Annotated in this window: 23 protein-coding genes and 1 pseudogene; 2 read left to right on the top strand and 22 right to left on the bottom strand. The window is 34.1% G+C overall.

Translation table 11 applies throughout. From position 1 onward, the window contains the following. Positions 1 to 10: 10 nt before the first annotated feature. The 14 genes and pseudogenes from FP432_RS02845 to mazE all read right to left on the bottom strand — a co-directional run bounded on the left by FP432_RS02845 (position 11) and on the right by mazE (position 13,691). Positions 11 to 1,207, bottom strand: coding sequence for a restriction endonuclease subunit S (locus FP432_RS02845; protein ID WP_265489345.1), 1,197 nt, complete (start codon positions 1,205 to 1,207; stop codon positions 11 to 13). After that, positions 1,197 to 2,833: pseudogene (locus tag FP432_RS02850) on the bottom strand (type I restriction-modification system subunit M). The gene FP432_RS02845 and the pseudogene FP432_RS02850 overlap by 11 nt, the downstream one beginning before the upstream one ends. A gap of 15 nt (positions 2,834 to 2,848) precedes the next feature. Beyond that, positions 2,849 to 5,962, bottom strand: a complete 3,114-nt coding sequence (locus tag FP432_RS02855; RefSeq protein WP_265489347.1) for a type I restriction endonuclease subunit R — start codon at positions 5,960 to 5,962, stop codon at positions 2,849 to 2,851. Positions 5,963 to 6,085: 123 nt separating this feature from the next. Continuing rightward, complete coding sequence (locus FP432_RS02860) at positions 6,086 to 6,949, bottom strand: NAD(P)-dependent oxidoreductase (RefSeq protein ID WP_265489348.1); 864 nt, start codon at positions 6,947 to 6,949, stop codon at positions 6,086 to 6,088. Positions 6,950 to 7,016: 67 nt separating this feature from the next. After that, positions 7,017 to 7,862: a DNA/RNA non-specific endonuclease gene (locus FP432_RS02865; RefSeq protein WP_265489349.1), complete on the bottom strand. Its 846-nt coding sequence runs from the start codon at positions 7,860 to 7,862 to the stop codon at positions 7,017 to 7,019. Further along, complete coding sequence (locus FP432_RS02870; protein ID WP_265489350.1) at positions 7,863 to 8,366, bottom strand: hypothetical protein; 504 nt, start codon at positions 8,364 to 8,366, stop codon at positions 7,863 to 7,865. A gap of 58 nt (positions 8,367 to 8,424) precedes the next feature. Continuing rightward, a complete protein-coding gene (locus FP432_RS02875) occupies positions 8,425 to 8,700 on the bottom strand; it encodes an FMN-binding protein (protein ID WP_265489351.1) in 276 nt (91 codons plus the stop codon). A gap of 74 nt (positions 8,701 to 8,774) precedes the next feature. Then, the gene (recQ, locus tag FP432_RS02880; RefSeq protein WP_265489352.1) at positions 8,775 to 10,553 is read right to left on the bottom strand and encodes a DNA helicase RecQ; all 1,779 of its coding nucleotides are present in this window, start codon (positions 10,551 to 10,553) and stop codon (positions 8,775 to 8,777) included. Between the two features lie 159 nt (positions 10,554 to 10,712). After that, positions 10,713 to 11,045: a hypothetical protein gene (locus FP432_RS02885; protein ID WP_265489353.1), complete on the bottom strand. Its 333-nt coding sequence runs from the start codon at positions 11,043 to 11,045 to the stop codon at positions 10,713 to 10,715. A gap of 80 nt (positions 11,046 to 11,125) precedes the next feature. Continuing rightward, the gene (locus FP432_RS02890; RefSeq protein ID WP_265489354.1) at positions 11,126 to 11,791 is read right to left on the bottom strand and encodes a DsbA family oxidoreductase; all 666 of its coding nucleotides are present in this window, start codon (positions 11,789 to 11,791) and stop codon (positions 11,126 to 11,128) included. Between the two features lie 101 nt (positions 11,792 to 11,892). After that, positions 11,893 to 12,483, bottom strand: coding sequence for a DUF4767 domain-containing protein (locus FP432_RS02895; protein WP_265489355.1), 591 nt, complete (start codon positions 12,481 to 12,483; stop codon positions 11,893 to 11,895). A gap of 111 nt (positions 12,484 to 12,594) precedes the next feature. Continuing rightward, complete coding sequence (locus tag FP432_RS02900; protein WP_265489356.1) at positions 12,595 to 13,077, bottom strand: nitroreductase family protein; 483 nt, start codon at positions 13,075 to 13,077, stop codon at positions 12,595 to 12,597. A gap of 37 nt (positions 13,078 to 13,114) precedes the next feature. After that, on the bottom strand, positions 13,115 to 13,501 hold the full coding sequence (locus FP432_RS02905; RefSeq protein WP_265489357.1) for a type II toxin-antitoxin system PemK/MazF family toxin: 387 nt from the start codon (positions 13,499 to 13,501) through the stop codon (positions 13,115 to 13,117). Next, entirely contained in the window at positions 13,467 to 13,691 is a 225-nt protein-coding gene (gene mazE, locus FP432_RS02910; RefSeq protein WP_265489358.1) for a type II toxin-antitoxin system PemI/MazE family antitoxin, read from the bottom strand. Before mazE ends, FP432_RS02905 begins: the two co-directional genes overlap by 35 nt. A gap of 149 nt (positions 13,692 to 13,840) precedes the next feature. Between mazE and FP432_RS02915 the strand changes: the two genes are divergently transcribed. After that, positions 13,841 to 15,436 carry an Mbeg1-like protein gene (locus FP432_RS02915; RefSeq protein ID WP_265489360.1) on the top strand — a complete coding sequence of 532 codons (1,596 nt, stop codon included), beginning with the start codon at positions 13,841 to 13,843 and terminating at the stop codon, positions 15,434 to 15,436. A 68-nt stretch (positions 15,437 to 15,504) separates the two neighbouring features. After that, positions 15,505 to 15,831 (top strand): heavy metal-binding domain-containing protein, encoded by a 327-nt coding sequence (locus tag FP432_RS02920; RefSeq protein ID WP_265489361.1) that lies wholly within the window; start codon positions 15,505 to 15,507, stop codon positions 15,829 to 15,831. Positions 15,832 to 15,861: 30 nt separating this feature from the next. Here FP432_RS02920 and FP432_RS02925 read toward each other — a convergent pair whose 3' ends face one another. The 8 genes from FP432_RS02925 to FP432_RS02960 all read right to left on the bottom strand — a co-directional run bounded on the left by FP432_RS02925 (position 15,862) and on the right by FP432_RS02960 (position 23,726). Then, entirely contained in the window at positions 15,862 to 16,338 is a 477-nt protein-coding gene (locus tag FP432_RS02925; protein WP_265489592.1) for a low molecular weight protein-tyrosine-phosphatase, read from the bottom strand. Between the two features lie 211 nt (positions 16,339 to 16,549). Continuing rightward, entirely contained in the window at positions 16,550 to 17,317 is a 768-nt protein-coding gene (locus FP432_RS02930) for a hypothetical protein (protein WP_265489362.1), read from the bottom strand. A gap of 17 nt (positions 17,318 to 17,334) precedes the next feature. Then, positions 17,335 to 17,853 carry an SA1002 family membrane protein gene (locus FP432_RS02935; protein ID WP_265489363.1) on the bottom strand — a complete coding sequence of 173 codons (519 nt, stop codon included), beginning with the start codon at positions 17,851 to 17,853 and terminating at the stop codon, positions 17,335 to 17,337. A gap of 85 nt (positions 17,854 to 17,938) precedes the next feature. Continuing rightward, positions 17,939 to 18,523 carry a ribosome biogenesis GTP-binding protein YihA/YsxC gene (yihA, locus tag FP432_RS02940; RefSeq protein WP_265489364.1) on the bottom strand — a complete coding sequence of 195 codons (585 nt, stop codon included), beginning with the start codon at positions 18,521 to 18,523 and terminating at the stop codon, positions 17,939 to 17,941. Continuing rightward, positions 18,520 to 19,797 carry an ATP-dependent Clp protease ATP-binding subunit ClpX gene (clpX, locus tag FP432_RS02945; RefSeq protein WP_265489365.1) on the bottom strand — a complete coding sequence of 426 codons (1,278 nt, stop codon included), beginning with the start codon at positions 19,795 to 19,797 and terminating at the stop codon, positions 18,520 to 18,522. The genes yihA and clpX overlap by 4 nt, the downstream gene beginning before the upstream one ends. Positions 19,798 to 19,921: 124 nt before the next feature. Next, a complete protein-coding gene (gene tig / locus FP432_RS02950; RefSeq protein WP_265489366.1) occupies positions 19,922 to 21,310 on the bottom strand; it encodes a trigger factor in 1,389 nt (462 codons plus the stop codon). Between the two features lie 171 nt (positions 21,311 to 21,481). Further along, positions 21,482 to 22,672 (bottom strand): elongation factor Tu, encoded by a 1,191-nt coding sequence (gene tuf, locus FP432_RS02955; protein ID WP_265489368.1) that lies wholly within the window; start codon positions 22,670 to 22,672, stop codon positions 21,482 to 21,484. A 196-nt stretch (positions 22,673 to 22,868) separates the two neighbouring features. Then, positions 22,869 to 23,726, bottom strand: coding sequence for a hypothetical protein (locus FP432_RS02960; protein WP_265489369.1), 858 nt, complete (start codon positions 23,724 to 23,726; stop codon positions 22,869 to 22,871). Positions 23,727 to 23,729: the final 3 nt, after the last annotated feature.

Consider the following 23,729-nt stretch of genomic DNA (forward strand, 5'->3'; position numbering starts at 1 on the left):
TGGCGCTTTTTTAGATGAACATGTTTTGAAGTAGGAATTTTTTTAGATTAGTGAGAGCCTTTTTTTGTTTTTGTAACAGTATTAGAGTTTTATCAAGTTCTGATAAAAGCATACCAATTTTTTTCTGTTCATTAATAAAAGGAATTTGTACTTTTATATTTTCAATATCTTGATTGTTATATGATGGAAGTGCACCAACTTGAGCGAACGAAGGTAAATAAATAGTTTCAAAAAGCTTTTTAGTAAAATCAATATTCAATTTATTTATATCTAATGAAAATGCCATAGTATTGTTATCGAATAGGAAAGGTTTTCTACACAAACGTTTTCTATTTAAGAATATTGCTGCTCCAACTTTTGCAAAAAAAATAGCTGGTACTTCATTTAAAGGATGCCAATTGTTAGAAATAATTTGCTCAGTGGTAACATAATTTTGTGCTACTTTCATTTCAATTTCATTGCCTTGAAGACTCATATCTGAGACTTTAAAAAATGGAATTCCATTTTTACCAGATTGTTCTTTTTCTGGAAATCCTATTCCAGAAAAAGCTTTGCCAACGTCTTTTAACTTCCGTTGCTGCCATGTATCAGTGAAATTTTTAAATCTTAAACTTGGTACTATTTCTTTATTCTTTAAACTTGGTACTATTTCTTTATTCTTAGGAAATAAATTTTGTAATAATGCCGTCTTAAGAGTATTATATTTTTTCACTTTTCGTTGCAAAAGCGTGACAATATTATCGAGCTTTAAAAGAAAGCGGCCAATTTTCTTCTGTTCAGATTTAGAGGGAGTATTTTCTTTAATATTATTAATTGTTTTTTTAGATAAACTTGGTAATCCTGTTGATTCATCATATTTATTCCAATTAATATTTTGAAATAAATAAAATAAAAAGTTTAAATTGTTGTTTGCCTTAGGAGTTAAGTAAAATAGCGTATCTACAGTCCAAAAAGGCGCATGTAATAACTGTGGTTTATTAATTGTTCCTTTTCTTCCAATTCCAATTGCATCTTTTTTACTAAGTGATTTATCAACTGAAAGCATATATCCACCGGTCCCATAAACTGGTATTTTTCCTATATTAAGCTCTTTATAATCTTTTCCAGAATGAATTTTTAATCTATCCGCTAACTTACTTTGCTGCCATGCATCAGTGTATCCCTTAAATCTCAGTTTTGGCGCAGTTTGCTCTTCTTTATTCTTCATGTAATTCTCCCTCAAGTACTTTTATCATCTCATTTAACCCTTCCATAATCTCATCATCTTCTGATGTTAATTCTTTAAGCATCCCCACTAATTCTTTTTGATTCTTCTCAATTTCTGCATCAGTTTCTTTCAATTCAGCCGCAACTTTTTTCAAATCAACTGGTGGTTCAGGGACAAAAGTATCAACATAACGTGGAATGTTCAAATTAAAGTCATTTTCTTCAATTTCTTCCATTGTAGCTACATGAGCATAACGTTCTACATCTTCACGCTTCTTGTAAGTTTCAAGAATCTTATTAATATCTTCTTCTCTTAATTTATTCTGATTCTTCCCCTTTTCAAAACCTTTAGAAGCATCAATAAAAAGAACATCTTTATTAGGTTTATTCTTTCTTAAAACCAATACAACTGTTGGAATACCAGTTGAATAAAATAGTCCGGCAGGCAAACCAATTACAGCATCTATATGATTCTTTTTAAGTAGACTTTCGCGAATCTTACCTTCTTTAGCTCCTCTAAAAAGTACACCGTGCGGTAAAACAATAGCCATAGCTCCATCATCTTTTAAGTGATACAAGCCATGTAGTAAGAAGGCATAATCAGCCTTTGTCTTTGGCGCCAAACCGTATTCCTTAAAACGTGGATCTTTTAATTTGCGATCACTGTTATCCCAACGTGCTGAATACGGAGGGTTAGCAACTACCACATCGAATGATCTTGGACGATCAACTCCTTGAGCATCAAGACCATCTGGCCAATCTTGCTCTAAAGTATCCGCGTTCTTAAGTGTCATTCGATCATACTTAACTCCATGCATCATCAGATTCATACGCGCTAAGTTATATGTAGTAGTATTTAACTCTTCTCCAAAATATAGAGGTTTATTATTAAATTCATCTTTCAGAGTTAATAATAAAGATCCACTACCACAAGCAAAATCATAGACTGAAGGTTTCTTAAGATTTCGATCTAAATTAGCAGTGGCAAGTCTTGCCAATACTTGTGATACTTCATGAGGAGTATAGAATTCTCCCGCCTTTTTACCAGAATTACCTGCAAATTCCGCAATAAAAATTCATAGATATCACCTAAGATATCATGTCCACTTTCATCCTTATAATCAACTTGATCTACTAAGCTCACAATATCAGTCAAAGCCTTTGCTCTAGCAGCCGTTGTATTTCCAAGACGTGAATTAGACAAATTCATATCATCAAATACACCAGTAAAATCTTGTAAAGCATTAACGTTTAACTTTAAATTATTATCAAAGTTGCTAAACATACTTTGGAAAGTATCAGGAGAAATAGTACTATTATTAACTTCTTCAACAATAGTTTTCCAGGTATATTCAGGTGCAATTGCATAGCCCAAAGAACTTGCAATTTCTGCTAAATAGTCAGCTTTGTCTTCTCCACTTGCTTCTTCCTTATAGGCTTCATTAATATCATCAATATTATCTGCTAGTTGTAATTCAGTTAGCAGGTAATTTTCTTGGCGTTCTGACAAGTAACGATAAAACATGAATCCTAAAATATAATTTCTATATTCAGAAGCATCCATATTCCCTCGTAAACGATTAGCCATTTCCCAAATTTGACTAGTTACATCTTTTGCTTTACTCATAATCCTAAAATTCTCCTAATATTTTTTAACAATATCATCGGCAAATTCTTGCAAATGATCTCTTAGTTGTCGACGATATTTAATCTTGTTTAATGACTGTACTTCTTTATCTTCTGCATCTGTCTGATATACTGCTGAAGCTTCGCGGACGATGTCATCCATCTCTCCCGATAGGTTCAAATCATCTGTTCCCTCTATATGATTGTAAATTACGCTATTAACCTTCTGACTAGAGGCAATATCAACTAAGCCCCACTTCCGTTTGAAGGCTAAAATATCCTCACGCTCAGATTTATCAGAATAGTTTTGTAATAAGTTATCAATATCTTCTTGTTGAACTGGATATTCTTTACCCTTAACTTTATTTGCCAATACTTGATCAGCAAAATCGTTAATCTTATCAGCTTTTTTACGGTCATCCATTCGAGCAGAAAGTTCTTTAATCTTTTGAGCTGTAGCTTTGGCTCCTTCTTCATCATTTTCATGCTTTTGATTCATTAATTTTGCAATTAATTGTTTCAAATATGAATAAGAAACCCGAACTTCTTTAACGTGTTCCATTTCAAGATCTATTGCAGAAAAATCAATATTTCTACGTTTTGCAATCGTCTTTTTAAGATCAATAGCAAGAGTGGTAGTTAAAACTTCTTCTTGCTTTTCCGAAATTCCAATTTCATTTAAGAGAACATTAGGATTATCTGCATCATATTGATCATCTTGTTTAGCCATCGCCATTAGATGATTATATTCACGCAAATCTTTAAGCATTTGATCCTGACGTTCTTTTTCGAGCGATTGTGGAACTGTTGTAAACTCATCAGTCAAATCACTTAATGAACTAACAACTTTAGTTAAGTCCTTTTTTATTTCACTAAAGTTTGGTGCGATTACGCCAGTATTATCTGAACCTTCATCTGTTACTCCAATATCTAGTTGTTCATCAGCAGAATGGCGATCAGCATATTTACCTAGCGCCTGCTTCATATACTTTTCATTTTGAACAGGCCAACGATAATTGACGATTCTGCCAAAAGGTTTAGTTTGCATATTAAAGACACGATTTGTTCGAGAATATGCTTGAATTAAAGAAGCACCTTTTAGAGTACGGTCAACATATAGCGTATTTAATTGTGGTGCATCAAAACCAGTTAATAATTGGTCTACTACGATAACAATATCAAAGTACTTACCATCATCAATTGAACGGTTAAGCCTTGCTACTACTTGATTGGTATATTCTTTGACATCTTTTGGACCAAAGTTAGTACCAAACTCCGCATTATAATCGGCCATTGCCTCATACAGAGACTTGTTATTCTCTAATTGTTCATCATCATTGCTCTTATCTTGACTAAAAGTAATTCCAATTTTTAACGGTTTATCGCGTAAAGAATTTTGTTTCTTAAATTCTCGATAGTACATCATTGCCATTGGTGTAGAAGCATGATTTCCACCTACGTGAGTAGTAAAGAGAGCATTAAATTCTCCATTACGTGAGCGTTTATCCCAATTATCTAAGATATCTTTAACCACTTTCTCGACGTGCTTTTCATTATTATCATAGACACTTGGTTCAATCATATCGTCAGTATCTTCCGGTTGGAGGTTAGCAATTCTATTTTTAATATCATCCTCCGTATAGTTAGGATATCGAGCTTTAAAATATGCAGGTAAGTATTGCTCTTTTAATACTTCTTCACTTAAAGTTGTTTCAAAATCAACCTTAAAGCCTAAAGTATTACCATCCCTAATGGCATCAGAAATAGTATAGCTATGGATATTACTGCTAAATATATCTTTAGTAGTTGGAGAATTATCAAAATTAGGCGTGCCTGTATAACCTACCCAAGCTGATCTTGGTAAAGCCCTCTTAATATTATTCAACATGTCACCAGCAGTTGAACGGTGAGCCTCATCAACAATGAATAAAATATTCTTGTCAGCTAATGTACTAATATCCTTTTTGTCTTTTACTAGTGCTGACATCTTTTGTAATGAGGTAACGATGATACCATTACGTTTAGACTTAAGCTTATTAGCCAAAACCCATCTATTAGCTGCGTCAGTCACTACACCACCAATACCATTTTCATCCTTTTCAGGATCATAAGCACTATATTCTTCTACTGTTTGATTAGTAAGAGCAACTCTATCAACTAGAAAGACAACTTTATCTACATTTGGTAAATGAGAAGCCAGCCAAGCAGTCTTGAAAGAAGAAATTGTTTTTCCTGAACCTGTGGCATGCCAAACATATCCAATCCCTTGATCATGGATATCAAAATTATGTTGACGAACTTTATCAATAATTGAGCTTGCAGCATAAACTTGATACGGACGCATAACCTTAATTGCTTGATTCTTAGGCGTACCATCCAGAATCATGTAATTGGTTGCCATTTGGTGTGCCATTGGAATAGATAAGACATTAGAAGTAAATTCATTCCAATCCATCACTGGAGAATTATCTTTTTTTCTTTGCCATCTGAAGGCAAAAGTTTTATTAAACTTTTCATGCGTGGTATTGGCCATATATTTCGCATCTTCAGGCGTCATCCCCACAAGAATTTGTAAGGTAGAAAAAATACCAGTATATTGTCTTTCATAGATGTATTGCTGCATTTGATTTAGGGCTTCATCAACATCATGATTAGAAGCTTTTTCTTCAATTTGAATAATTGGTAAGCCATTAATAAGCAAAGTAGTATCAAAGCGCCGGTCTTGATAACCAGGAATAACAGCTGGTCTTTGAATCTGATTTACAACTTGATATTTAGTATTACCTGCTCCGACTTGAGCTTGATCAAACACCGTTAAATAAACATGATCTCCTGAATCTAAATCAACTTCAATTTGTGAGACACCATTTAAACCATAAAGAAACTGTCCTGCCTCATATGGGGTCTTTAAATTTTCAATAATTTGTTTTACTTGATTAAATTCGGTCTTAGATAAAGGATGATCAAGCTTATCTTGGTTATTATTTTCTAAGATATTTTTGAAATTATCCCATAAGTCAGCTGTAGTTTTAATATCTTTTCGATATTCCCATTGTTTAACTCCACCTAAAGTAGTTAGTTTATCTATTAATTCATCTTCAAATTTCAGTTCACTAGTTTGAATTGCCAAAACAATTACTCCTCTATTAATTTCTAATAATTAGATTATACAATATAAACTATCACTTGATTGGAACGAAAGTCATAAGACAAAACAAAAAAATAGCTAGTATTAAACTAACTATTTTCATCTCTATTTCCACCACAATTTAACCAGGGCTTGGGTACCATCATTACCTAAGCCTTTTTGGTCTACCAAAATTTCATATAACTTTTTAGCTTGCGTAGTGGCAGGTAAATCTAAGTTCATCTTTTCTGCTTCTTCCAAAGCAATACGTAAATCTTTCAAAAAGTGCTTGGCAAAAAATCCTGGTGTATAATCTTGCTTCAAAATTCTTGGACCATAATTGCTCAAACTCCAGTTTTGACCGGCCCCACTAGATACTGTTTTAATAACTTCATCCAGATCTAAGCCTGCAGCTTTGCCATAAACCAACATTTCGCTCATTCCAGTCATTGTGCCAGCAATCATAATTTGGTTAGCCATCTTGGCATGTTGACCGCTACCAGCTGGACCAAAATAATATTGTTGACTACTAATTTTAGTTAATAAAGGTTTAATTTTTTCAAAATCAGCCTTTTCTCCACCAATCATCATAGTCAAAGTTCCATTCTTAGCCCCAATATCACCACCTGAAACTGGAGCATCTAAAACTGCTACTCCCTTTTTGGCTCCATCTTGAGCAATTTTCTGAGCCAAACTTGGTTTACTAGTTGTCATCTCGATTAACAATTGCCCAGCTTGAGCAGCACCGAGAATACCATTTTTCCCATAATAGACTTCTTCAACATCTTTTGGAAAACCAACCATGGTCATCACTACATCATTATTTTTTGTTGCTGCCGCTGGCGTATCTGCCCAAACAGCACCTGCATCAAGTACTGCTTGCGCATGTGCCTTAGTTCGATTAAAAACTGTTACTTCATTTCCGTGTTTTAGGAGATTTTTAATAATTCCAGTTCCCATAACACCAGTACCAATAAATCCAATTTTCATAAAAATTCTCCTTTTTCAAAAAAATATTCTGATATTTTGCGTAATTAAAGATAGCTCTACTTTTATCTTACGCTACTTTGCTTGTGCCATCGTCATAATTTAAAGTTACGCCATTTTCCACATTAAAAATATAAACATTGAAGTGAACAGTATTAGAATTAATAGATTGGCCTTCCATCTCTACTCCACGTGCCAAAAGTTCATCACCACGAAAAATTGGCGTAACCCGATAACGAACATAATTATTAGGATTGGCTTTTAAATAATCAGCTACTTGATCTTCATATCTCACCATATCTGGATCATTTAATTGCCGTGTACCAGTCATTAAATTTTTCCAATTATTATTTTGACCAGTTAACTGATATCCAATTAAGTGTGAGCGATTATAGAGCCAGCCTCCAGCAATTCTCTTATTATGCCAGCCAGTTGGTGTAACATTTAAAGGCTGACGTTTAGTATGAGGCATAAGAGATCTATTTAGTAATGCATTAGCGGAAGTCACCCGGTTCAAGTTATCTAAATTACCATATTCTTGCCAAGCTCCCTTTTGTGTTGAAAGGTCAGCTGCACTAAATTGGGGATCATTATTATTTACTGTAATTACATCTTGGCCCGAATAATTTAACTGAGCTAGTTTATTAGCTGAAACAGATTCAACTGCATGCGCCCCAGTATATTTTTTTAATTGCTGGCGCGCTTTGGCAATTTTTTGATCTAAATCTTGAATCTCAGTTTCAGTTTTTTGATTTTCGGTTTCAATCTTTTTAGCTTTTTGTTCTGGGCTACGATCATACTTAATTACTTGCTTGATTTTAGCTTCAACATTAGTTTGAAGTGGTGAATTCAAAGTTGTTACCAGTCCACCTACTGCTAACCATCCAGTAATTAAGGTCACAATCTTTTTATTCATTTATCTCTTAGCCTTTCTATATCCTGCGGCTATTGCCTCTTGTTCACTATTAAAATAAACTACATTAGCTGAATTCATCCGATAACCAGCTTGTCCGGGAACATGATAAATATGAGAATGAGAATTACCAATAATCTTTTGTGAATTACTTGTATCTAAATCACCGTGCTGGGTAGTAGAAGTTGTTGTATCTACACTTGAAGAAGTATTATTTTCTCTTTGCTGCTTTTGTTCTTCTTGGGCCTGCTTTTGCTGCTCTTCTTGCTGTTTTTGATCATTGAGTTGATCTTGCAACTTCTGATACTCTTTTTCTTTATCCTTTTTTTCTCGCGTTAGCGTATCTTTTTTGGCTTTTGCACTTGCTAATCTTTTCGTTCCAACTTTCTTAACTTCGATATGTTCCTGGTTTGACGTTGAGTTAGTCGAACTGCAAGCACTTAAACCTAAAAAAGTGCCAAACAACATTACTCCACCTACAAATTTAACCAACTTATTCTTTTTCACCTAAAACTCCCTCATTACAAATAAAAGCGAAACTAGATTACTAGTTCCGCTTTTAAAATTACTTTTCAGCTTTACTCAAAGCTTCTTTAGTTGCTTCAATAACTGCTTTAGACGTAGTGGTTGCACCAGTAATAGCATCGACATCAGCCGATTGCTTAGCTAAAATCTCATCTTTTAAATGAGGTCCAGCCATTTTACCAAACATAATGCTTTCACAAGAAACATCAATGTTTACATCTTCTATAGCCGTTTCATTAACAGTTAAATCAACTTTAATCTCTCCTGACATACCTTTGGCAGTAGCAGAATATGAACCTGGATTGTACTTAATCAATTTACTCTACACTTTCCTTAAAACATATAATATGAGTTTATCATGAATTGACCTACATAAAAAGATGAAATTTACTAATTTTCATTAATTACAGCTAACATCTCTTTACCAAAGCGACGCATTTTTGTTTTACCAATTCCATTAATAGCTAACATTGCGGCTTCATTTTTTGGTTTGAGTTGGGCCATCATCTTTAAAGTTGCATCAGAGAATATCATAAAGGCAGGAACTCCTTCTTTACGTGCCAGTTCCCAACGTTTAGAACGTAGTGCTGCAAATAAATCAGCATTTTGCACTTCATCAACACGTGCTCCCTTTTGACTAACTGCACGTTTTCTTAATTCTCGACGTTGAACTTTCTTCTTACCATCAAGCACATCCCATCCCTTATTGGTTACATGCAAGATAGGATACGGATTACCATCAGATTCTAAAAATTCATTAGCAACTAAATAATTAATTAAATCACTGGCATATTGTTGAGAAGTTTTTAAACTTCCAAAATGCTTCATTTCATTAGCACCTATTTCGCGCATCCGCATTGTGGTTGAACCGGTAACTGCTTGCGCAATTACGCTCTTGCCAAATCGCCCATCTAATTCATAAATCATTTGAATAATCTTTTGAGCATCAGCTGTTACGTCTAACAATTTACCCCTTAATTTACAATTAGAACAATGGCCACAAGGATCACAATCCTGGCCAAAATAGCGCACAATAAACTGCTGCAAACATTGATCAGTATTCGCATAAGCACTAATAGCCGCTAACTTGCGATATTGCCGCTTCTTATAGTCATCATCAGCATCTGATTCATCAATAAACCAACGATATTGGTGCATGTCTCCAGGATGATAAAGAAAAATTGCTTCACAATCATCACCATCACGTCCTGCTCGCCCTGCTTCTTGATAGTAAGCTTCGATATTTTTGGCAGAATTAGCATGAATTACAAAACGAACATTACTCTTATCAATACCCATGCCAAAGGCATTAGTCGCTACAATTACCTGGACGCGATCATAAAGAAAATCATCTTGCACCTGACTCCTTTTTTCACTAGACATCCCACCATGATAGCCAGCCACTTTAATACCTTTAATAGATAAATATTCATTTATTTCTTCAACACGTTTACGGGTATTAGTATATACAATTCCCGCCTGATCTGGATGTTGCTGAATATAGCGCAAAATATAACGCTTGCTATCACGCACTCCATTTTCTACTGTAAACGCTAAATTCGGTCTTGCAAAGGAAGTAATCACATAATTACTAGTTGGAATCTCCAATTGCTCTCCAATATCTTTTTGGACTGCCGGAGTAGCAGTTGCGGTCAGTGCAAGAATATTAGGCTGACTTTTCAAACCATTAATTCCTGCAAGAATTTGGCGATAAGCTGGTCGAAAATCATGGCCCCATTGTGAAATACAGTGAGCCTCATCCACTGCTACGAGACTAATATTAAGAAAATTTAACTGATAGCGAAAATAATCTAAAGCTAAACGCTCAGGTGTAACATATAGTAATTTAAGCTTACCTTCATAAGCCCGACGCAAGATGGGATTAACCTCTTCTTGCGGCGTAGTCGAATTAAGTGCAGCTGCAGCAATCCCATTCTGGCGTAAAGTATCTATTTGATCCTTCATTAATGAGATTAAGGGTGAAATAACTAAAGTAACACCGTCCATTACCAAAGCTGGAATTTGATAACATAACGATTTACCGCCACCAGTTGGCATAATGGCAAGGGCATTTTTTCCTGAAAGTGCTAAATTAATAATTTTTTCTTGTCCAGGACGAAAAGAATCATAGCCGAAAAAATCTTTTAAAACTGTTTTTGGGTTACGCATTTTTCCTCCTGTTTCTTTTTAAAATACATACCAGATTATTTTACTCTTTTTTGTCTAAACAAAAAACCATTCCAAAGGAATGGTTTTTTCATAGTTAATTCAAGTGTGCTTTGTTTAACAATAAATCGTTTAATTAAAATTGGCTTAACAAGTTTCGTTTTATTGTTCAGCTTCTTCAATTAATTCTTTCAAAGTACTGTAAGTGCAATCTTTACCATACTTATTTTCCAATGATTCAAGAATATAAGCATTATCTTTGTTGCGGTGAATCATTTCACGGGCATCAGCAATAATTTGTTCCTTTAAATCATCAGAAACTTTGATATTACCATCTTTATCTACTTCAGCTAAAGTAGTATCACTAGCATCGGTATCACTACCGTTTTCAGCTTCATTTAAATGCTTTTGCTTAAGGTAATATGCAGTAGCAGCTGCAGCAATTCCACCTAATCCAGCAATCAATCCAACTTTGCCTAATACTCTTTTACTCATAATTATTACCTCTATTTCATATATTAACTCTACACTTATATTGTAGGTCCTTTCGCTTAAAAATACTAATAATAAGCTTTTTATTTAATCAAAAAATCATTAACAAATTCGTCAGCCTTAGGGTTTAGAGCTTGAGCATAAGCTACCTTAGGCTGTAATCCTTCTAGAACTTTATTATTGATTATAATGACAGGAACTTGATAGTTGCCCAAGTCTCTAAAACTTGCTTCTTGAACAATTACTTCTTCTCGATAAGCTGATGTACTTAAGACTTCTTTTGCTGCAGCAAGATCAAAACCAAGACTTTTAATGATATCTAGTAATACGGCATGATCACTTATATTCTTATTTTCAGCAAATTCAGCCTTAAAAATTGCATCAATTAGGGCTTGAGTTTTGGTAGAATTAGCTTCAACACTTTGAATCCACGCCACTAAACGGTGAGCATCCAAGGTATTAGTATTATAAGCAAATCCTGCTTCAACATCTATGCCTTCTTTTTTCCCTTCTTCTTGCCACTTTTTAAAATACGCTTGTGCCTTATCTAAAGTAATATCTTTTTTCAACGATAATTTAGCTGCATTAGTTTCTACTGCTTTATCAGATGCATTTGGATTAATTTGATAAGCACGTGCTTCATACTCTACTTTATCTGTTAAATTTAATGCTTTAATTACATTTTGTAATCTTACTTGTGCTAAATAAGATGCCGGAGATGTAAAATCCGACCAAACTATAATTTTCACATTTATCACCTCTCAACTTAAGTTTAATAATCCCAGATTTAACTTGCAATAATAATGACTCCAAGAAAAAATAAAAAGACAGGTCAATCCCTGTCTTCGTGTTAGTCTTGAGCCATAACTTGGTCAAAATTATTATTAAGAGTCTTATCTGTACTTTCAACTAAATTGATACGACTACTATCCCTTGTCGTGTCTACCAAAACAATTGGTTTATTATCATGCATACAGAATAAATACGTTTCATGATGTCCTTGGTTACCTAAATCATGATTGTAAATCGACATCACATCATAGTCATACTTATGCTCACCTTGAGGACTCCAACCAATTGATATTTTTTGTCCCTTTAAGTAGAAAGTATCCTTTTTAAAAGTATCCGGATAGAGCCGACCACCAGCCACTTTCAAGGAATGTTTATTATCATATTTAGTTAAACTAATCTTTCTTTGCTTAGCATACGCCTGCATTTTTTGATCAAGGGTAGCACTTTTACGCTCATCCCAGCGTTGAGTTTCTTGCTTACTACTTTGACTAGGAACTTTTTTAGTATTAGAAGTAGATTTTTTAACTGTCTTCTTAGTGGGTTTATTAATCTCTAAACTATTACCATCTTTAGATACATTAACACTACAACCTGTACTTAAACCAGCTACAACCAAGGCCAAAGTACCTAATAAATATACTTTTTTCATTTCTAACCTCTAGATTTATCTTTTTCTTTTATCCTACCATTAATCCCAAAAAATGCACAAAAAAATAATGATAGCTCAATACTACCATTGTTTTTTAAATCATCAATTAACTTATTTACGCGTAACCTTATAACGATTACTACGATCTACCTCTTTTAATTCCTCTTCAGGATGACCAATTGCAACAATCACACTGGCTTCAAAGCCATGATCAATGCCAATGTGTGACATCACTTCAGGATTCTTATTTAGTTCCATTGCAGATAAAGTATAAGTAGATCCCAAACCTAATGAAGCAGCTTCAATCATCACATTTTGGGCTGCTACAGAAGCATTTCTTTCGCCCATAGGGTCATCTTTGCGAGTAGCAATTACAAAAAGTAATGGTGCATTATGACCATGACCGTTAATGGCATTTTCAACTTCATCCAAATACTTAGGCTTTTGGACTACCATAGCCTGCATATTTTCAAATTTACCCATTGCAGCTGGCGAAGCATTAAAAGCCTTAACTAGTTTTTCCACATCTGCTTCACTAACAGTTTCACGACTAAATTTTCTAACTGAAACACGTTTTAAAACTGGATCTGACATAATAAATTCCTCTTTTCTTTCTCTCAATTTCATTTTATTAGTAATCAATCATTAATGCCAATGAAAGCAACTGGTGAACAAAAGTAAAATCAGAAGCTGTCATCCGCTCACCAGTTTTATCAATAATTCGGCTCTGGTCAAAACTATGGATTTGGGAACAATTAACACGTCCATGAACGGTTTCATAATTTACCAATTTAAAATATATTGGTGCATCCGAACCATGAGAGGTAATCGGACACACAATAACATAATTGCCCGCCCGATTATAACTGTCAGTTGAAACGATTACCGCAGGGTGCTTGCCACGCATTTCATTTCCTTCTGAGGGTGAAAAATTAAGCCAAACAAAGTCTCCCTGGTGATATTGGTTCTCTGGCTTTTCTTCTTTAATCTTCCCAGTCTTCACTTGCTCTTTGTTCAAGATACTCACCTTCTGGATCATTCATATCAATTTTTCCTTGTGTATAAGGGTTTTCAAGCTTAGGTGTCAGAATCAAAGCACCATTATGGGTTTTTGTAATCAAAAAAGCTTGATTAACTTCAATATTTAAACTTTTAGGTAAGATAATCGAAACTGAATTTCCTACTTTTCTACTTCTAATTTCTAGCATTACTATATCTCCTCTATCTTTTGCCTTAATATAATTATACATGTAAAACTTGAAATTATAAATATTAGTTACTTTTTAGCTTAAATTGTGTGCTTGGCCTTGACTAGAGGTAAAATATAAGTGATAGAAAAAAGGAAAGTCGTGTAATTATGGACAATAATAATATTCTTTCTTACATAACTTGGCGCGGAGATCTTGATTTTTCATCCCGTGCATTATCTGATGTAGATGCCTTAGTTTTGGCATGTTTTTCATATTTAGATTTAAATAATGTAGTTTCTTCGGGTAATGAAACAATTACCGTCAAAGCTGCTGCAAAAAAATACTTTAGTTTCAAGCACCCCCACTATAACGGTTCCCGATATGAACCCTTATTTCGTTTAATGGCAAAATCGGCTCGTTTTAGTGATGCAAAACTTTCTAACTTTGTGTTTGCTTTAACTGATCAAACCCAGTTTTGTGCAATAAAAATTCAGCTTGATGATGGTACTAACTTCATATCATTTAGAGGTACTGATGATACAATTGTTGGCTGGCGTGAAGACTTTGAAATTTCTTTCAAAACTACGCCTGCTCAAGAAGCAGCTGCAACTTATTTAAAAGAATTACTCAAAGATAACGATGAAATCTATAGCTTATGTGGTCACTCTAAAGGTGGTAATCTAGCAGAATTTGCGCTTTATGCACTCCCCAAAGATGAAAGAGACCGTATTTCAGCAGTTTACACTTTCGATAGTCCTGGTCTAGTAAAACGAGTTGAAAAGCATAATCCTAAAATTCATCGTTTTGTGCCTGAATTCAGTATTGTTGGTCGACTATTTGAACCCGATGAAGGTGATGAAGCCGTAATTGTGGTGTCTGATCGCAAAAAATTTGCACAGCATGACCCCCTTAGTTGGCAGATTGAGGGCTCACAATTTGTAACCAAAACTCACCGTAACGGTGAATCTAAGCTATATAATGACATGATCAATCAGTGGATTGCGGAAGCTTCACCCGAAGAAAGACAATCTTTAACTAATGATTTATTCGATGCTTTTGCGGCTAGTGGCTCTGACAAAATTACCGAACTTGGAAAAAATGGTTTAGGTAGTTTTGGTGCAATCTTGCTATCCTTAACTACCTCTTCTCGTAGGACGCGTTTTGTTCTGGGTAGTCTTTTTCAAACTATTTGGGAAAAAATTCGTAATCTGCACTTAGAGCGGTTATTTATCACACGTGATTCAATTATTGGATGGTCTTGTATGGTAATTGGAATAATTGCTTTACTAGTGCCTCACTATGCTTTTAGAGCTCTTGGATTGTTGGCTGCATTCTTTGGTCTATTTTGGAGTAGTCTCAAGATTATTCATACCGGGAATGCCAAGCTCAATTCTAAGTCAAAACGATTTTTTATTATTACATATTTAGTAGTGTTTGCCTTTTGCATGGGCATCATCTCTAATAGTACCTGGTTAGCTTTCCTAGCCCACTTTGTAATTGGTATTTTCTTAATTGGTTTTGCTTACAATCGACTGCGAGCAGTCATCTTTAAGCGCATTGAAGGTGTTCTACGAAACATCATCGATGTAATTGAAGCTATCTTAGCTTTCATCGTTGGTATTTTGATTATGATCAAACCAAAAAGTTTAAGTACTCAGGCAATAATTTCTTTAGGAATTTTCTTAATTGTTTACGGTCTGTTCAAATTAATTATTGATCTCTTTCGACAAAGAAAAATTCGTTTTCCAAAATCACATAAATAAGATCAACCTCTTCAAATTAGTTAGCCCGATAGGTATAATTAATTCTAACTAATTTGGGAGGTTTTTTTATGGAAAAAATTTTAGTCACTACTACCGAAACAATTCCAGGCAAAAAATACGAGATTATTAGTGAAGTTTTTGGAGTAACGACTCAATCACGTAATGCAATATCCGATTTTGGCGCAGGTCTTAAAAGTCTCGTGGGTGGTGAAATTAAAGGTTATACCAAAATGCTAACTAATTCACGTAATGCAGCAATTGATCGCTTACGTGAAGCAGCATTGGATTTAGGTGCAGATGCTGTTGTCATGATGCGATTTGACTCAGCTTCAATTGCCGGGGATATGCAATCAGTTGTAGCTTACGGTACAGCAGTAAAATTTATTGAGGATTAATAAAAAGCACTTCATAATGAAGTGCCTTTTTTAGTTATTAAGATTTTCAATTTTATTGTAAAGAGATTGACAGCCACGTTTAATTTCTTGATAAGCAGTTTCAAAATCACCGGTATACCAAGGATCATCAACATCAGCCATCGAATCAGCATAAAATAATAATTTCTTTTCCTTAAGTTCAGGATCCCCACTTGAAATTCTATTCATATCGTAGAGATTTTCTTCATCCATGCCAACTAAATAATCATAATTTTGATAATCTGCTTTGGTCATTAAGCGTGCAGAATGATTTTTAAAAGGAATTTGGTGTTGATCTAGCACTCTTCGTGCGCGATTATCCATTGCATTTCCTAAACCGGTTGGACTAATTTCATCGGTAGTTGTAGCAGCAGAATCAATTTGGTAGTCTGCTTGATGTCCATTTTTATTAACAATATCTTGCATAATAAATTGCGCCATCGGTGAGCGACAAATATTACCATGACAAACAAACAAGATTTTTTTCATATTTTTCAACCAACCTTTCCTTTATTCTAGGGCTTCTCGCTAATTTCTACATTCAGTAAATTTCAATATTATCATAAATTTTGTTTCTTTTTTGTCCCTTGTGATAAAAAAACATCGGAAAAGTACCGATGTTTTTGATAATGCAAGTTTTACATCTTAAGTATATCATGAATTCAAATTACTAAATTTATTTTTGCTTAGATTTACTTAATTATGAAGCAGCATGTTTTCCTTGATAGTCATTCTTATTGGATATTCTTTGCTTTCTCTTCCTTCTCTTTTCAATAGTTGCCCACCAAAACCAGATAATACCGATAATAATTGCGAGGACAATACTATTGTTAAAACTATTAGCCATAGTAACAGTTATGCCCTGATAAATTTCAGTTTGTAATTGTGTTTGTACTTGGCTAGTCACAAAAGCAATTATGGCATATCCACCTAGCGCAGCTAGCAAATATGGATAGACACCAAATCTTTTACCAAATAATACCAAAATAATTCCCAACAAATAAAGGCCAATAATAGCATAAAAAATCATCTGGTAGTAATTAATTCCTTGATTTATCTCTGACTTATTTTGTTCTAAGGCATTATTTACATACTTAGTTACTAAATCACTAATAGTTTTTTGTTGGTCAGTTTGATAAGGTAATCCAAGTTGACTACCTGATACTTCACCCTTATCTTGATATGCTTTGGCTAAATTATAAAGATCTAAATATGAGCTTGTAACTTTTAAATTTTTGGGAAGTTGATCAAAAATCTGATCTTCAAGTCCCAATGCATTAAGAATACCCCAACTACTCTTTACTACGTTACCTACTCCATACTGGTTAGCAGTCTTATTAATCGCTTCTTTAACAATGCCTTTTGTCGAAACTTGCATTGAAATATTAGATGATAAGGTTAACGACATTGTAATTACCATGCCAATAGAAATAACCAGTCTGACTACCCATGAAACTATTTTTCTCAAAATATATACTCCTTTAGCTAAATAGCCTTAATATGCTTTTTGAACAAGACAATGCTAATCCATGCAGACATAAACGATGGTAGAATTACAACTGCTAGCAGATTTGGATCTAAAATATTTCCGACCTTAATATATTTTGCCCAGTGTGATACTTTATCAATATTTGCAAAGATCGCTTGATAAACCGTAAAATAAATCAAAGTCCATTGAATATAATATTCAATAATAGTAAAAATTGTAGTTTCAAAGGGAAAGAATTTATTGCCAATTCTTAATCCTAAATATAAAAATTCTCCTACAATCACAATCATGATTGCCAATAGAATAAATAGATTCCCCAATTTTAATTCTTTATTAAAATGCATAGTTAAAAAGGCAATATACAAAAGAATTAAGAAAAGAATGACTGATGTAATTAACATTCCAGCAAACAGGATCAAAGCTTTGATAAATTCAAAATGACCTTGCTCTTTAAACAGCATAACAATGAATGGCACTAATAAGATTGCTAAAAAAATTGGCCAAATTTGTGTCATAATTTTATCTCCTTTAACTTCTTATATTATAAAAGTTCTTGTAGACAAAATAAAATAGGAAATAGAACTAAGTCTATTTCCTATTTTACATATTAGCTTGGATCCAATTCCAAAATTCATCAACATTTAATTTAGTAACACTTGAAAACGGTAAAAATGAGACATTATCATGATTTAAATCTAAGCTTTTGCCAACTTTTTGCTTAATTTGACTAGCTTCCATTTTCTTCAACTTATCCATTTTAGTTGCAACTACCAAAATAGGAATATCTAACATTAAAGCATAGTTATACATATTGATATCATCGGCTGTTGGATCATGGCGAGCATCCACTAAAAGAACTAATCCCTTTAAGTCAGCCCTTGTTTCTAAATAATCTTGGATCATTTCACCAAATTTCGCACGCTGCTTTTTAGAAACTTTAGCATAACCATAACCAGGTACATCAACTAAGTACAAATCTTCATTAATGAGATAAAAGTTTAAAGTTTGTGTTTTTCCAGGTTGCTGTGAGGTACGCGCCAATTTCCTACGATTAACAATGGTATTGATTAAACTAGATTTTCCCACATTAGAACGCCCAGCCAAGGCAAATTCTGGCAAATCATCCTTAGGGAATTGTTTTTCACCGACAGCACTAATAATAAAATCACTTGATTTTATTTTCATTTTTTAGCCTTTCCTACCACTTCTTCATCTTTTGTTTCATTGTCCTTTTTATAGGTAATTCGTGGTTGCGCATGTTTGGTAATTACGTCTTTTGTTACCTGCACGCTTTCAATGTTATCTTCACTCGGTGTACGATACATTACATCCATCAATGCATTCTCAATAATTGAACGTAAACCTCTCGCACCCATATGGCGATTAATAGCCAATTCAGCTATTGCTTGTAAAGCACCATCACTAAAAGTTAAATCAACATTATCTAGTGAAAATAACTTTTGATATTGTTTTACTAATGCATTTTTTGGCTCAGTCAAAATTCTAATCAAATCTTTGTCTTCAAGTCGATCTAAAGTACTAATAATTGGAATACGACCAATGAATTCGGGAATAAGACCAAATTTCACTAAATCTCCTGTAGTTAAATACTTCTGCCAGTTATCAGCATCTTTAGTATTAAAACCATTTTCAGCACCAAAACCAATTGTTTTTTCACCTAAACGATTCTTAACGATCGATTGAATACCATCAAAGGCTCCACCAACAATGAAAAGGATGTTACTTGTATCAATATGTAACATTTGTTGTTGGGGATGCTTACGGCCACCTTGAGGAGGAACTGAAGCCATTGTACCTTCAAGAATCTTCAAAAGTGACTGTTGGACCCCTTCACCTGAAACATCACGTGTAATAGACATGTTTTCAGCTTTTTTGGAAATTTTATCTATTTCATCAATATAAATAATACCTTTTTGGGCACGTTCAATATCATAATCAGCATTCTGAATTAATTTAAGTAAAATGTTTTCAACATCGTCACCAACGTAACCAGCTTCAGTCAAAGTAGTCGCATCAGCAATAGCAAATGGAACATTTAAAATTCTCGCTAATGTTTGAGCAAGATAAGTTTTTCCTGAACCAGTTGGTCCAATTAAAGCAATATTGGATTTTTGAAGTTCAGTCCCGTCTTGTTCTACTTCCATCTGATTAATTCGTTTATAGTGGTTATAAACTGCCACTGATAAGACTCTTTTTGCCCGATCTTGACCAATAACATATTCGTCAAGTTGTTTTTTTATTTCCATTGGCTTTGGCAAATCTTTGCTTTCTTTCAAAGAATCTGCCTTCAATTCGTCGTCAACTATGCGCTTTGAAAGTTCAATACATTCATTACAGATATAAACTCCATTACCCGCAACGATCTTTTTAACTTGAGATTGTGATTTACCACAGAAAGAACATTTAATTTCTTCTGTATCTTTAGTATCAATAGGCAAATTAAAAACCTCCTTATAAATAGTAAGCACAGTAACTTTATCATGAATAAAAAATATCGTAAAGTAATTTGTTTCAAAAAAAGAGCGGCCTCGAGCCGCTCCCTTTTTTCTCTTCTTACTCTAATTAGTCCTTATCAGATTTCTTAGTTGAAGATTTCTTAGTAGTCTTCTTTTCAGTAGACTTCTTAGTAGTTGACTTCTTTGCAGTTGATTTCTTAGTTGATGATTTCTTTGCTACTTCTTTAGCCTTATCAGTGATTAAATCGATAGCCTTTCTAATAGCAATATCATGCTTAAGCATATCATCTGACAAAGTATTACGTACAACTTTTTCATCCATGTTGTATTCTTTTGCTAAATCCTTGATTTCTTGTTCAATTTCTTTAGCAGTTGCGTCAAGTTTTTCTTCCTTAACAATTGCTTCTAACACAAGGTTAGTCTTAACTCTTTCTTCAGCATCCTTGGCAATTTGATCACGAAGTTGAGCTTCAGTCGTACCAGTTAACTTAAAGTAAGTTTGTGGATCAATACCTTGACGTTGCATATTACCCAAGTATTGATTCAATTGATTTTGTACGTCTTCATCAATCATTGCTTGAGGAATTTCGTCAATTTTGGCATTCTTCACAGCACCAGTAATAGCTGCATCTTGAATTGCTGCCTTAGCTGCATCTTCTTTTTGTTTCTTTAAATCAGCCTTGATTTTATCTTTTAATTCATCAAGTGATTCTACAGAGTCATCAATATCTTTAGCAAACTCATCATCTAATTTAGGTAATTCTTTAGATTTAACTTCATGAATCTTAGTAGCAAAGTGAGCTTCTTTACCAGCTAAATCTTTTGCACCGTAATCTTCTGGGAATGTTACCTTAACGTCAACATCATCACCCGCTTTGTGACCTTCAAGTTGATCTTCAAAACCTGGAATAAATGTATTAGAACCTAATTCAAGTGAGTAATTTTGGGCGCTTCCACCATCAAATTTCTTACCATCGATAGTACCTTCGTAATCAATAGTAACAGTGTCACCCTTCTTAGACTTACCATCTTTTAATACTAATTCAGCATTTTGTTCTTGACGCTTCTTAAGTTCAGCATCAACATCTTTAACTAAAACGCGCTTACTTTGCTTAGGAACTTCAATTCCTTTATAATCACCTAATTTTACGTCAGGTTTTACTGAAACAGTAGCCTTCATTACCCAAGGCTTGTTCTTTTCCATTGAAACTGGAGTGATTTGAGGTTGTCCAACAGGATCGATACCAGCTTCTTTAACAGCTTCTGTGTAAGCTTCTGGTAAAACAAGGTTTAATGCATCTTCATAAAGTGCTTCTTCACCATAAAATTGGTCAAAAATCACACGAGATACGTGACCCTTACGAAATCCTGGAACACGTAAGTTCTTCTTAACACGTTTAAATGCTTGATCTAAAGCTTTTTTAACTTGATCTTCTGAAATTTCAAAAGTTAATTCACCGGTGGTTTTACCGGTCTTTTCCCATTTTACAGACATTAATTAATACCTCCGATGTCAAATTTGGGTTTGCTATTGCACACTTAATTATATTACCCTAAACTAGCTCTAAACACAAATTTACAAGGATTTTTTTCAGATATTTCTCTCTTATTATCAAAAATTGGTAAAAAAAAAGATGTGCAAAGCACATCTTTTTTACTATTAGAATTAGTCAAGGATTTCAGTAACTTGACCAGCACCAACAGTCTTACCACCTTCACGGATAGTAAACTTAGTACCCTTTTCAATGGCAACTGGCTTAATTAATTCAACAGTGAATTCAACGTTATCACCAGGCATAACCATTTCAGTACCTTCTGGCAATTCAATCTTACCAGTTACATCAGTAGTGTGGAAGTAGAATTGTGGACGGTAATCTGAGAAGAATGGAGTGTGACGACCACCTTCATCCTTGTTCAAGATATAAACTTGACCCTTAAACTTCTTATGAGTTTGGATTGAACCTGGAGCAGCTAAAACTTGTCCACGTTCGATTTGGTCACGGTCGATACCACGAAGTAATACACCAACGTTATCGCCGGCTTCACCAAGATCAAGAGTCTTGTGGAACATTTCCAAACCAGTAACAGTTGATTTTTCAATGTCATCCTTTAAACCAACGATTTCAACTTCGTCACCAACTTTAACAGTACCACGGTCGATACGACCAGAAGCAACAGTACCACGACCAGTGATAGTAAATACATCTTCAACTGGCATTAAGAATGGCTTATCAGTATCACGTTCTGGAGTTGGAATGTATTCATCAACAGTGTCCATTAACTTCATGATAACTTTTTCTTGTTCTGGATCGCCTTCAAGTGCCTTTAAAGCTGAACCACGGATAACTGGTACATCATCACCAGGGTAATCGTATTCAGTTAATAAGTCACGAACTTCCATTTCAACTAAGTCGATCAATTCTGGATCGTCAACTAAGTCAACCTTGTTCAAGAATACAACGATGTATTGAACACCAACTTGACGAGCAAGTAAGATGTGTTCACGAGTTTGTGGCATTGGACCATCAGTTGCAGCAACAACTAAGATGGCACCATCCATTTGTGCAGCACCGGTAATCATGTTCTTGATGTAGTCGGCGTGTCCTGGAGCATCCATGTGAGCGTAGTGACGCTTAGCAGTTTCATATTCAACGTGGGCAGTGTTAATAGTGATTCCACGTTCCTTTTCTTCTGGAGCTGCGTCGATTTGTGAGTAATCTTCTGCTTGTGCTAAACCTTCTTTAGCCAAAACAGTAGTAATAGCTGCAGTTAAAGTGGTCTTACCATGGTCAACGTGGCCGATAGTACCAATGTTAACGTGCGGCTTGGTTCTTTCGTAATGTTCTTTTTCTGCCATTAAAATGACCCTCCTGTAAATTTGCAAGAAGTCCGTTGAGTAAGTAACGGATAATTCTCTGTTGATTATTATACTACTTTCAAAGGTAAAAGCATAGCTTTAATTGCTTTCTACCCCTTTGAAAATATCCTTAGTTGATTATACTAAATCTAGAAAAAAAGTAAACCTTTTTAATTGGGAAAATTAGTAAATATTATTAATTAAAATGATCATTAAGCCTCTCTTGTGCTAAAAATTGATAAATTTCATTTAATAGCTCTTGGTTGCTGCCACCCTTTTTTTCCTCAATATATTTACGAAAATCATGAGCAAATTGATCTGGATGTGAAATGAAATCATGTAGTTTAGGATAAAGTAACCCCATCACAATATTTAATTCTCCGATCATTAGGGTCAGCTTACTTGGATCGCGACGTAAATAATCTGCTATGCTGGTGCATACTTCACGATAAATTGGGTCTTTTTCCAAAAGCATTGTATTTTTTGGATTAAATGTTTTAACTTTTCCTAAAATAAATACTTGTATTTCTTGATCGATACCTAGCTTTATTAAATCTTCACACAAGGACAGACGTAAAGCAAAATTTTGACTCGGATCAAGTAAGAGACTTTGTGCAAGAAGTACAAAATTTTGCTTACTTAATTTAAATAATTTTAAATAATCTGATTCAGTTATATTCGTTAAGCGGCGAAAATTTTGCATTATGTTTTGTTGGTCTACTTCTGTAACCGGCATGATTTCGGTTTGAATTTTTTTACCTAACAGATATTCTAACTGCAATTTTTCAATATTAAAGTGACACGCCTTTAAAACTAAAAGGTAAGTTTGAAAGACATCTTGATTTGAAAAAAGATCAGGCTCTTCCTTAATTAGACTATATGCCTGATCTTCTTTTTTTTCACTTAAGTAAATTTCACATAATTCGCAAACTATCGCAGAATTATGTCCAATTCTTAAAGCTTCAAGCAAATACTGCTTAGCTTGCGGTAAATCATTTTTTTCTTTAGCTTGGTGAGCTAAAATAACTAAATTTTCTTGGCTAGAACTTTTCATCTT

Source organism: Lactobacillus sp. PV034 (assembly GCF_014522305.1).
GTDB lineage: Bacteria > Bacillota > Bacilli > Lactobacillales > Lactobacillaceae > Lactobacillus.